The organism is Microbacterium sp. R1, from assembly GCF_015159725.1.
In the GTDB taxonomy this organism is placed as follows: domain Bacteria; phylum Actinomycetota; class Actinomycetes; order Actinomycetales; family Microbacteriaceae; genus Microbacterium; species Microbacterium oxydans.
Genome location: NZ_JADDUD010000001.1, coordinates 1,125,906 through 1,137,861, shown reverse-complemented (window position 1 = coordinate 1,137,861; position 11,956 = coordinate 1,125,906). Strand labels below are relative to the sequence as shown.

At 70.3% G+C, this 11,956-nt stretch carries 9 protein-coding genes; 6 read left to right on the top strand and 3 right to left on the bottom strand.

Annotated elements, in window-relative coordinates; genetic code table 11:
• The first annotated feature begins 10 nt into the window (after positions 1-10).
• From ILP86_RS05755 to ILP86_RS05730, 6 genes are all read left to right on the top strand, one after another.
• Entirely contained in the window at positions 11-3,343 is a 3,333-nt protein-coding gene (locus tag ILP86_RS05755; protein WP_193761570.1) for a serine hydrolase, read from the top strand.
• Positions 3,343-4,476, top strand: coding sequence for a M20 family metallopeptidase (locus ILP86_RS05750; RefSeq protein ID WP_193761998.1), 1,134 nt, complete (start codon positions 3,343-3,345; stop codon positions 4,474-4,476). Before ILP86_RS05755 ends, ILP86_RS05750 begins: the two co-directional genes overlap by 1 nt.
• A complete protein-coding gene (locus ILP86_RS05745; protein ID WP_058632405.1) occupies positions 4,473-5,375 on the top strand; it encodes a GNAT family N-acetyltransferase in 903 nt (300 codons plus the stop codon). Before ILP86_RS05750 ends, ILP86_RS05745 begins: the two co-directional genes overlap by 4 nt.
• Positions 5,372-6,478, top strand: coding sequence for an o-succinylbenzoate synthase (menC, locus tag ILP86_RS05740; RefSeq protein ID WP_193761569.1), 1,107 nt, complete (start codon positions 5,372-5,374; stop codon positions 6,476-6,478). Before ILP86_RS05745 ends, menC begins: the two co-directional genes overlap by 4 nt.
• A 124-nt stretch (positions 6,479-6,602) precedes the next feature.
• Positions 6,603-8,273, top strand: coding sequence for a helix-turn-helix domain-containing protein (locus ILP86_RS05735; RefSeq protein WP_193761997.1), 1,671 nt, complete (start codon positions 6,603-6,605; stop codon positions 8,271-8,273).
• A gap of 285 nt (positions 8,274-8,558) precedes the next feature.
• Positions 8,559-9,020, top strand: coding sequence for an Lrp/AsnC family transcriptional regulator (locus ILP86_RS05730; RefSeq protein WP_046749869.1), 462 nt, complete (start codon positions 8,559-8,561; stop codon positions 9,018-9,020).
• 15 nt (positions 9,021-9,035) lie between these two features.
• Here the strand turns inward: ILP86_RS05730 and ILP86_RS05725 are convergent, their stop codons facing one another.
• Genes ILP86_RS05725 through rsmA form a run of 3 tightly spaced genes read right to left on the bottom strand, consistent with a single transcriptional unit; the run spans position 9,036 to position 11,934 of the window.
• Positions 9,036-9,968: a 4-(cytidine 5'-diphospho)-2-C-methyl-D-erythritol kinase gene (locus ILP86_RS05725; protein WP_058632403.1), complete on the bottom strand. Its 933-nt coding sequence runs from the start codon at positions 9,966-9,968 to the stop codon at positions 9,036-9,038.
• Between the two features lie 7 nt (positions 9,969-9,975).
• Positions 9,976-11,043, bottom strand: coding sequence for an L-glyceraldehyde 3-phosphate reductase (gene mgrA / locus ILP86_RS05720; RefSeq protein ID WP_058632402.1), 1,068 nt, complete (start codon positions 11,041-11,043; stop codon positions 9,976-9,978).
• A gap of 9 nt (positions 11,044-11,052) precedes the next feature.
• Entirely contained in the window at positions 11,053-11,934 is an 882-nt protein-coding gene (gene rsmA / locus ILP86_RS05715; RefSeq protein ID WP_193761568.1) for a 16S rRNA (adenine(1518)-N(6)/adenine(1519)-N(6))-dimethyltransferase RsmA, read from the bottom strand.
• Positions 11,935-11,956 lie beyond the last annotated feature (22 nt).

Genomic DNA, 11,956 nt, shown 5'->3' with positions numbered 1-11,956 from the left:
TGGAGCTCTCATGAACCGCGTCACCGTCGACGACCTGCTCTCCGTCCGCACACCGGAGCAGCCCGCGCTGTCTCCGGACGGCACCCGCATCGCCTACGTGCTGCGGACGACCGACCGCGACGGCGACCGCGACACCCGCGCGCTCTGGCAGGTGGCGTCCTCCGGCGGAGCCCCCGCCCCGCTGACGCACGGCACAGGGGATTCTGCCCCCGTGTGGAGCCCCGACGGCGCGCAGCTGGCGTTCCTGCGGGCGCAGGACGGACCCGCGCAGCTCTGGGTCCTCCCTGCAGGCGGCGGCGAGGCCCGCAGCCTGACCGCTCTCCCTCTCGGCGCCGGCGCCGCGGCCTGGAGTCCGGACGGTACACGCCTCGCCTTCACCGCCCCGGTCGACAGCGCGGCCCTCCCCGGAGAGGGCAAGGACACCATCCTGGACCGTCGTTCGGCTCCGACCGGCACCGACCGTCTCGGATACAAGGCGGATGGCGCCGGAACCCTCGGCACGCTCGTGCAGCAGCTGCACGTGCTCGACGTCGCCTCCGGGAAGATCACCGTTCTCACGCGTGGACGCTCGCACGCCTCCGAGCCCTTCTGGTCGCCGGACGGCACCCGCATCGCCTACTCGGCGAGCGTCGAGGACGATGCGGACCTGACGATGCGGATCCCCGTGCTCGTGTGCTCGTCCACCGACCCGAACAGCCCCCCGGTGCAGGTCAGCGCCGCCGACGTGCAGGCGACGGCGGTGGGCTGGACCCCCGACGGTCGCCACGTGCTCGCGGCCGGGCGCACCGACACCGAGGTCGGCAACGCGGACCTGCTGCTGTTCCCCGTCGACGGCGGAGACCCGCGGAACCTCACCGCCGGCCTCGACCGCAACGTGATGCCCGGTGGTCCGGGCTACCCCGGCGGCATGCCGCAGTTCACGGAGGACGGCGACATCGTGTTCTGCCTTCGCGACAACGGCTACTCGCACGTGTACCGGGTCGCGCAGGACGGCTCCGGTGCCGCGCCTCTCGTGGACGGCACCGCGAACGTCTCGGGGCTGTCGGTCGCAGGATCGTCCGCCGCGATCGTGCTCGCCACACCGGAGTCGTTCGGCGATGTCTCGCTCCTGGACCTCTCCGACGGCACGGCGCGCACCCTCACCGACTACGGCACTCCCGAGTTCGAGCTCGTGCCCGCGGAGGAGCGCCGATTCACGATCTCCGACGGCACGGTCGTCACCGGCTGGCTGCGCCGCGACCCCGACGCCGCTGGCCCGCTCCCGCTCCTGCTCGACATCCACGGCGGGCCGCACAACGCCTGGAACGGGGCAGCGGACATCGCCCACCCTTATCACCAGGTGCTCACGCGACGCGGCTGGGCGGTCCTGACCGTCAACCCCCGAGGAAGCGACGGCTACGGCGACGCGTTCTTCTCGGCGGTATCCGGCGGCTGGGGAGTCAACGACGCGAACGACTTCCTGGAGCCGATCGACGCTCTCGTGGCGGAAGGCGTCGCGGATCCGGCGCGCCTCGCCGTCACGGGCTACAGCTACGGCGGCTTCATGACGTGCTTCCTCACCTCGCGCGATGACCGCTTCGCCGCCGCTGTCGCCGGTGGCGTCGTCACCGACCTGTTCTCGATGGGCGGCACGTCGGACTTCGGCCACTACCTCTCCTCCAAGGAGAACGGCGGTCTGCCGTGGCGCGACGAGGAGCGCATCTCCGCGCAGTCGCCGTTCACGCGGGTCGATCAGGTGAAGACGCCGACGCTGATCCTGCACGGCGCAGCCGACGACCGCTGCCCGGTGGGTCAGGCGGAGCAGTGGTTCACGGCGCTGCGCGAGCGCGGGGTGCCGACCCGTCTCGTGCTCTACCCCGGTGGCTCGCACCTCTTCGTGCTCTCCGGTCCGCCGTCGCACCGCGCCGACTTCTCGCAGCGGGTGATCGATTGGGTAGAGCAGTACGCCCCGCCAGCGGGGAAGCCGGTGCGCGCACGACTCGACGCCCGGCACTGGCAGCAGCGACTGAGCGCCCTGGCCGAGGCGCACAAGGTTCCCGGGGCGACCCTCGGCATCCTCCGTCTCGGAGAGGAGCCCGTGTATGCGCACCACGGCATACTCAACGTGCGCACGGGGATCGAGACCACCGACGACTCGGTGTTCCAGATCGGCTCGATGAGCAAGGTGTGGACCACCTCGGTGGTGATGAAGCTCGTCGACGAGGGCAGGCTCGACCTCGACACCCCGATCGTGGAGTACGTCCCGGAGTTCGCCTCGTCGGATCCCGAGGTCACCCGCACCGTGACGATGCGTCACCTGCTCAACCACACGAGCGGGATCGACGGCGACGTGTTCACCGATACCGGCCGCGGAGACGACACCCTGGAGAAGTACGTCGCGCTGCTCGACGGCATCGCGCAGAACCACCCGCTCGGTGCCACGATGTCGTACTGCAACTCCGGATTCGTGCTGGCCGGTCGGGTGATCGAGAAGATCACGGGTACCAGCTGGGACCAGGCGATGCGCGACCTGTTGATGACGCCCCTCGGTCTCACGCACTCCTGCACGCTCCCCGAAGAGGCCATCATGTTCCGTGCCGCCAGCGGCCACACCGAAGTGGGTGATGACGGACCGACCCTCGCCCCTGCCTGGATGCTCCCGCGCGCGATGGGTCCGGCGGGACTGGTGAACTCCACGACCGCCGACGTGCTCGCCTTCGCCCGCATGCACCTCACGGGGGGACTCGCAGCCGACGGCACGCGGGTGCTGTCGGAGGAGAGCGTGCGACGGATGCAGCAGCGGGAGGTCGACATGCCCGACCCGTACTCCCTCGGCGATGCCTGGGGCGTGGGGTGGATCCTGTTCGACTGGGACGGGCGCCGACTCTACGGCCACGACGGGAACACCATCGGCCAGGCGGCGTTCCTGCGCATCCTGCCGGACGAGCAGCTCGCGGTGACGATGCTCACCAATGGCGGCAACACGCACGACCTGTACGCCGAACTGTTCGACGAGATCTTCTCCGAGCTCGCGGATGTGCACGTGCCGGCGGGCCTCACCCCGCCTGCGGAGCCGTTCGCCGACGACTTCTCCGAGTTCGAGGGCATCTACGACCGCTCAGGGGTCCGTACCGAGATCTTCCGCGACGACGAGGGCCTGCGCATGCGCACCACGCTCAACGGCCCGCTCGCCGCCCTCCTCCCCGATCCGGTGCAGGAGCACCCTCTGGTCCCGGTGCGTCACGGCGAGTTCGTGATGCGACCGGAGGGCGAGCAGGGGTGGCATGCTGTGGTCTTCTACTCCCTGCCCAGCGGCGAGCGCTACCTGCACCACGGTGTGCGCGCAGCGCCGAAGGTGTCGTGATGCGCGTGCAGGCGGACGCGGACCTCGACCTGGTCCTCGCCGACATCGAGACCCTCGTCTCCTGCGAGTCGCCGTCGGACGACCTCGAAGCCGTCTCCCGCAGCGCCGACGTCGTCGCCGCCCTCGGTGAGAGGCTGCTGGGGGTCGCCCCGGAACGCATCGTCATCGACGGGCGCACGCATCTGCGCTGGCGATTCGGCGATCCGGTCGTGCTGCTCCTCGGCCACCACGACACGGTATGGCCGCTCGGCTCGCTGCGGCGGTTGCCGTTCACCGCCGAGGACGGTGTGCTCCGCGGACCCGGATGCTTCGACATGAAGACGGGCGTCGTGATGGCGCTGCATGCCGTCGCCGCACTGTCCGATCGCACCGGCATCAGCATCCTGATCACGGGTGATGAAGAACTCGGTTCTCCGAGTTCGCGCGCCCTGATCGAGCAGGAGGCGATCGGCTGCGCTGCGGCGCTCGTGCTCGAGGCCTCGGCCGACGGCGGTGCCGTGAAGATCGCACGCAAGGGCGTCTCGCTCTACCGTGTGCATGTCACGGGGCGTGCCGCCCATGCCGGGCTCGAACCGGAGCGCGGGGTGAACGCTGCCGTCGAGGCGGCCCACCTCGTGCTCGCGATCGCGCGGCTCGGCGACCAGTCGGTGGGGACCAGCGTGACGCCCACGCTCCTGCGCGCCGGCAGCACCACCAACACGGTGCCGGCCGAGGCGGAGTTCGCCGTCGACGTGCGCGTGCGCACGGTCGCGGAGCAGGACAGGGTGGATGCCGCCCTCCGTGCGATCCCTGCCACCGTCCCCGGTGCCTCCGTACGCGTCGACGGCGGTGCGAATCGTCCGCCACTCGAGCCCGAATCCTCGGCACCGCTGTTCGCGCTGGCGCTCGAGATCGCCGAGCGTGCCGGTCTCACTCCGTTCCACGGCGTCGAGGTCGGCGGCGCGTCCGACGGCAACTTCACCGCCGCGCTCGGGGTGCCGACGCTGGACGGGCTCGGCGCGGTCGGCGGCGGCGCCCATGCCGACGATGAGCACGTGATCGTCGCACTGATCCCGGAGCGTATCGTGCTGCTGCAGGAGCTGATCCTCGCCGTCAGAGAACGCACGCCGGCGCGGAACGGAGGACGGGCATGAGCCTGACGGACGCCGCGGCCTTCCCCGCGTCGCCGGAGGAAGCCGCCGATGCCGCGAACGCCGCCGCGTCGAAAGCGGGGGTGGAGATCCGCCTGCTGGAGGATGTGGACGACTTCACCTTGGTCGCCGAGCTGTTCCAGAGCATCTGGACCAAGCAGGGCGAAGCCTCCCCCGTGAACGTCGAGACGCTGCGGGCGCTGTCGAAGGCCGGCAGCTACGTGGGCGGAGCATTCGAGCACGACGAGCTCGTCGGCGCATGCTTCGGCTTCTTCGCCGCTCCCGAGCAGCGTGCGCTGCACAGCCACATCGCGGGCGTCTCCTCGCGGATGCGCGGTCGCAGCGTCGGCTTCGCCCTCAAGGTGCACCAGCGCGCGTGGGCGCTCGAGGAGGGTCTGGACGAGATCTCCTGGACGTTCGATCCCCTCATCAGCCGCAATGCGCACTTCAACCTCGTGAAGCTCGCGGCGACCCCGACGTCGTATCACCGCAACTTCTACGGACACATGGCCGATGCGCTCAACGGGGCGGACGACACCGATCGGATGCTCGTGACCTGGTACGTGCGCGACCCCAGGGTGGTCGCCGCCTGTCACGGGGAGCCGGTGCCTGAGATCGTGGAGATCGACACCGAGGAGATCAACGCCGAGGAGATGTCCGTCGAGCCGCTGCTCAGCGTGGGCGGCGACCTCGGGCCGCTGCGGCATCGCACCGACGCGCGCCTGGTACGGGTGGCGCTGCCACGCGACATCGAGACCTTGCGCCTGACCGAACCCGCACGGGCGACCGCATGGCGTCTGGCGTTGCGCGAGACGCTCGGATCATCGCTGGAGGGTGGAGGGCGCGTGCTCTCGTTCGACCGCTCCGGCGCCTACACCATCGACAGAGGAGAACAGGGATGAAGCTCACCGGATTCGAGCTGCGCGTGATCGAGATGCCGCTGGTGTCGCCGTTCCGGACGTCGTTCGGCGTGCAGACCGTGCGCGAGGCCCTGGTGGTCCGCGCCGTCACGGACGAGGCGGAGGGCTGGGGCGAAGGCGTTGCCATGAACGACCCGCTGTACTCCTCCGAGTACGTGGAGGCGAGCGTCGATGTGATCACCCGGTTCCTGCTGCCGGCGCTCGCGCAGGTGAAGGACCTGGACGCGGATGGGGTCGCTCCGGCGCTGGCGAAGTTCAAGGGGCACCGCATGTCGAAGGCCGCGGTCGAGCTGGCGATCCTCGATGCCGAGCTGCGGGCGGCCGGGGTGCCGCTCTCGCGCGAGCTGGGCGCCGTGCGCGACCGGGTCGACTGCGGTGTCTCGGTCGGGATCATGGATTCCATCCCCGAGCTGCTCGAAGCCGTCGGCGGCTACCTCGACGAGGGGTACGTGCGCATCAAGCTGAAGATCGAGCCGGGCTGGGACATCGACCCCGTGCGTGCAGTGCGCGAGCGCTTCGGCGACGACGTGCTGCTGCAGGTCGACGCGAACACCGCCTACCACCGTGGCGATGCCCGGCACCTCGCCAAGCTCGACCCGTTCGACCTGCTCCTGATCGAGCAGCCGCTCGACGAGGAGGACCTTCTCGGACACGCGCAGCTCGCCCGGGCGATCACCACCCCGGTGTGCCTCGACGAATCGATCGTGTCGGCCAGGGCCGCGGCGGACGCGATCGCCCTCGGCGCCTGCTCGATCGTCAACATCAAGCCTGGCCGTGTGGGCGGGTACCTGGAGGCACGACGCATCCACGACGTGTGCGCGGCGAACGACATCCCGGTGTGGTGCGGCGGCATGCTCGAGACCGGGATCGGGCGTGCGGCGAACGTCGCCCTCGCAGCCCTCCCCGGTTTCACCCTCCCCGGCGATACCTCGGGCTCGGGCCGTTACTACGCGCGCGACATCACCGAGCCGTTCGTCGTCGAGGACGGCACTCTCACCGTTCCCACGGGTCCGGGAATTGGCGTGACGCCCGATCCTGATGCGCTGGACGCCGTGACGGTCCGCACCGAGTGGATCACCTTCTGAGAGCCGGCTGACGGCCCGTGCGGGGCACGACGATCCTGTCGAGATCGACCAAGAGTCGATACGATTTCGTCGTGCCCCACAGCTCCCCCACCCGTGGTCGCCCCCTAGCCTGGGCGCTGTGCTCATGTCCGTGACGACCAGGCCCCGCGCCAGCCTCGGCCGGGTCATCGAAGACCTCGGCAACACCCTGCTCGAGGTGGTGAGCGGTGCGGCCGACGACGACGCCGAGATCGAGACGGTCGTCATCCACGACGTCCTGGACGACGCGATGCCGATGCGCGGGGCACTCGTGCTCGGTGTCGGGCTGAGCGATCCCGATGAGATCGCCGAACTCCTGCAGAACCTTGCTGCCCAGCACGCCTCCGCCCTCGTGCTGCGCGCTCCGGTGCGGGCCGAACAACCGGTGCGCGATGCGTCCGAGGCCACGGGCATCCCGGTGCTCGCGCTCACCCGCGGGGCGTCGTGGGCGCAACTGGCTGCCATGCTGCGCTCGCTCATCGCCGAGGGTGACGTCGGCGATCAGGGAACGACGACGCTGGGCGGCATGCCCTCCGGCGACCTCTTCGCCCTCGCCAACGCGATCGCCACGCTGCTGAACGCACCGGTCACGATCGAGGACCGCAACTCGCGGGTCGTCGCGTTCTCGGGTCGCCAGCACGAGGCCGATCCGGCGCGCATCGAGACGGTGCTCGGTCGGCAGGTTCCCGAACGGTTCGCGCGGCAGCTCGAGGAGCGCGGCGTCTTCCAGGAGCTGTACCGCAGCGAGGATCCGATCCACGTCGGACCGGTGTCCAACACCGAGGGTCTGCCGTCGTTCCCTCGCGTGGCGCTGGCCGTGCGTGCGGGCGACGAGATCCTCGGATCCATCTGGGCGGCTGTGCAGGAACCGCTCTCGCCCGACCGCGTGCGAGCGCTGAAGGACTCGGCCGGGCTGGTGGCCCTGCACATGCTGCGTCTGCGCGCCGGCGCCGACGTGGAGCGCCGACTGCGCGCCGACCTGCTCTCCACGATCCTGGAGGGAGGGCCGGGGGCTGCGGATGCGACGGCTCGTCTGCGCCTGAGCGATCATCGGTGCGTCGTGCTCGCCGTGTCCGCCACGGAGGACATCGACGACGAGCCCTCCGCCGGGGCACGAGGTGTCGCGGAGAGGCAGCGGATCGCCGATGCGTTCGCCGTGCACCTGGGGGCCGTGTACCTCCGCTCGGCTGTGGCCGTGATCGGCGATGTCGTGTACGCCGTCGTCGGGATCCGCCCAGAGCAGGGCGATGCCGATCCCGGATCGGAGCATCCCGACGCGGACAGCCGCGCCGCGCGCGTCGCCACGGACTTCCTGGGCCGGCTCGGCGCGACCGCTGAGATCCGCATCGGCGTCGGCACGGTGGCGGAGGCGGTCGCAGACATCCCTTCCTCGCGCGCGAATGCCGACCGCGCTCTGCGCGTGGTCCGTCAGGCGCCTTCCGGCGAACCGGTCGCACGGTTCACTTCGGTGCAGATGGAGGCGCTGCTGGTCGAACTCGCCGACCTCGTCCGCGCCAGGGGCGATCAGCCCACCGGTCCGGTCGCGCAGCTGCTGGCGCAGGACAGGGAGAAGGGGACGCACCTGGTGGAGACCTTGCGCGCCTGGCTCGACGCGTTCGGAGATGTGGCCGTCGCCGCAGCCCGCGTCTACACGCATCCCAACACGTTCCGCTACCGGCTGCGTCGCCTGTCGGAGATCAGCGGACTCGACCTCGCCGACCCGGAAGCCCGGTTCTCGGCCATGGTGCAGCTGCGGCTGCTGGTCCCCCGCGACTGAGACGCACACGGCTCTGACATCCGGAGAGTGCGCCCGCCCCGCCCCCTTGCAGAACGAGGCGGCTGCAGGGACGGGGCCGGTCGAGGCTCGTGGCCCGTCGCCCTCTGCACCCTGGTCGTGAGGCTCGTGGCCTGTCGTTCGGGTGCGCGTGATGTCCGCTCGTGGCCGACATCGTGCGTATCTGACACCGATTTGACCACAATGCAATCATTCAGACCATAGAGTGACTTCTGATTGAACGATCCGATCAATCGTGACTCCGCACAGAAGGCGACGGTGATCGAAATGGCCAACCTCGACGCGACCGACCGCAGGATCCTCACCGTGCTCGACGGTGACCCCCGCCGTCCGGTCGCCCTGATCGCCCAGGATCTCGGCCTCGCCCGCGGCACCGTGCACGCTCGACTGGATCGCCTCGAATCCGGAGGATACCTGCGTGCGCACAGCTCGCGAGTGCTGCCGCAGGCCCTCGGGCGCGGTGTCGCGGCCTCGATCCTGGTCGAACTCGATCAGCATCAGATCACGGACGCGATCGATGCGCTCAGTCGCGTCCCCGAGGTGCTGGAGTGCTTCGCTCCCGCCGGCGACACCGACCTGCTGCTGCGTGTCGTCGCGAAGGACCCCGACGACCTCTACCGCGTGGCCGAGGTCGTGCGGCTGTGCCCCGGCATTCTCCGCACGTCGACGAGCCTGTTCCTGCGCGAAGTGATCCCCTATCGGGTGAGCGCGCTCCTGCAAGCCGACTGAGCCGGCACGCGATCCTCAGCCGATGATGCGGGCACCCGGCACGGGGCCGTGCACGTGCAGCGGGTCGAGCCCGTTCTCCCGCAGGGACGACTGCACGTCCTGCGCCGTCTCAGGGTCGGGGCAGAGCAGCGCGATCGTGGGCCCCGAGCCCGACACGATGCCCTGCAGCGCACCGGCGGCGACCCCGAGGCTGATCGTCTCGGCGAGGTCGGGCCGTTCGTACAGCGCCGCGGCCTGCAGATCGTTGAACAGGGTGTCGGCGAGCTGGGCCGGGTCCCCCGAACGCAGCGCCTGCAGCACGGGGATGGGCACGTCCAGCGACAGCTGCGGGTCGTCGGCCAGGGCGCCCTCGTCCTCGCGCAGCAGGTCGAGGCGCTCGTACACCACGGGCGTCGACAGCCCCTGCTCGCTGGGCACCAGGATCCAGTCGAAGCGTCCGCGGGCGAGTGCCGGGTTGAGCTGGTCTCCCCGCCCCGTGCCCACAGCCGTTCCCCCGTGCAGCGCGAACGGCACGTCGGCGCCCAGACGCGCGGCCAGGTCGTGCAGTCGGGCCTGCGACAGCCCGGTGCCCCACAGCGCATCGCACGCCACGAGGGCGGCTGCCGCGTCCGCCGACCCTCCCCCCATGCCGCCGGCGACGGGCACGCTCTTGCGGATCTCGAGCGCCACCCCGCCCGGATGATCCACCGCGACGGCGAGCAGCTTGGCCGCGCGCATCGCGAGGTTGCGGTCGTCCAGCGGCACGGACTCGATGTCCTCCACTCCGGAGACCGTCACCGAGAAGTCGTCGGCGGGGCGCGCGATCACGTCTTCGTAGAGCGAGACCGCCTGGAAGACCGTCGCCAGCGCGTGATAGCCGTCGTCGTGCCGGCCGCCGACCCCGAGGAAGACGTTGATCTTCCCCGGGGCGCGCACGTGCACGGAATCGGCGAACGCGGCATGGCTCATGATCGGGTCACAGCTCCGAGGACTTCGCCCACAGGTTGACGTCGATGGCGCCGGCGAGCTCGTCGATGCGGGCGAGCTCCTCGGTCGTGAAGTCGGGACCGTTCACGGCCGCGATGTTCTCATCCAGCTGCTCAGGACGCGAGGCGCCGATCAGCGCCGAGGCGACGACGGGGCTGCGCAAGGTCCACTGCAGTGCGAGCTGCGCGAGCGACTGGCCGCGCCCCTGAGCGACCTCGTTCAGCGAACGCAGGGTCTGCACGGCCTCGTCCGTGAGCCGGCCCTCCGGCAGCGAGCCGCGCTTCTGCGCACGCTCGGCCGTGCCGTCTCCGAGGTACTTGTCGGTGAGCAGGCCCTGAGCCAGCGGGGTGAACGCGATCGCGCCGAGGCCCGACTGCTCCAGGGTGTCGGTCAGTCCGTCTTCGACCCAGCGGTTCAGGATCGAGTACGCGGGCTGGTGGATGACGAGCGGGGTGCCGAGCTCCTTGGCGACGGCCACGGCCTCGGCCGTACGCTCCGCACTGTAGGAGGAGATACCGACGTACAGGGCCTTGCCCTGGCGCACGAGCGTGTCGAGCGCGCCGACCGTCTCGGCGATCGGGGTGACCGGGTCGACACGGTGGGAGTAGAAGATGTCGACGTAGTCGAGGCCCATCCGCGTCAGCGACTGCTCGGCGCTCGCGAGGATGTACTTGCGGCTCGCGAAGTCGCCGTACGGGCCGGGCCACATGTCCCAGCCGGCCTTCGACGAGATGATCAGCTCGTCGCGGTAGGGGCGGAGGTCTTCGGCGAAGATGCGGCCGAAGTTCTTCTCGGCGGAGCCGTAGGGCGGGCCGTAGTTGTTCGCCAGGTCGAAGTGGGTGATGCCCCGGTCGAACGCGTGGCGCAGCAGTGCGCGCTGGTTGTCGAGCGGGATGTTGTCGCCGAAGTTCCACCACAGCCCGAGCGAGATCGGGGGCAGGTACAGGCCGGACGTGCCGACCTGACGGTAGGCGAACTGCTGGTAGCGGCTCTCGTCCGCGGCATACGGACGGTGCAGCTCGGGGACATCGGGACGGAAGCGGGGGGAGTCGGTCACGGTGCCAGATTACTGGGTGGAAGCGACATCGTCGGAGAGCACGTCCAGCGCGGGAGCGTGCTGCGCGATGCGCTGGTACTCCTCGACCGTGAGGTCCTCGCCCCGAGCCGTCGGTGCGACACCGGCGGCGGTCAGCACCTCCGAGGCGGCAGCCGAGCTGCCGAAGATCCCGGACAGTGCCTGACGCAGCATCTTGCGGCGCTGGTTGAAGGCCGCATCGACGATCTGGAACGTGCGACGGCGCTCCTCCTCCGTGCCGCGCTCACCCTCGGACCGGTCGAAGCCGACGAGCAGGCTGTCGACGTTCGGCACCGGCCAGAACACCTGGCGGGAGACGTTTCCGGAGAGCTTCCACTCGCCGTACCAGGCGGCCTTGACGCTGGGCGAGCCATAGATCTTCGAGCCCGGCTTCGCGGCCAGCCGTTCGGCGACCTCGGCCTGGACCATCACCACGCCGCGCTGGAGATACGCGAAGTTCTCCAGGAAGTGCAGCAGCACCGGCACCGAGACGTTGTAGGGGAGGTTGGCGACCAGCACGGTGGGCTCGCCCGGGAGTTCCGTGATGCGCAGCGCATCCGCATCGACGACCGTGAGGCGGTCGGCCTCGACACCGTGCTCGGCGGCCGTCTGCGCGAGCCGGGCCGCGAGTCGGTGGTCGATCTCGACGGCCGTGACGGAGGCGCCGGTCTCGAGGATCGCCAGCGTCAGGGAGCCGAGCCCCGGACCGACCTCGACCACGCGTTCGTGCGGCTGCACGCGGGCCGCCTGCACGATCTTGCGGACGGTGTTCGCATCGGTGACGAAGTTCTGGCCGAGCTTCTTCGTCGGGGTGACGTCGAGCTCGGCGGCGAGGCGGCGGATCTCGGAGGCGCCGAGCAAGGTGACGGTCATCCCCCCATTCTCCCCCACACTC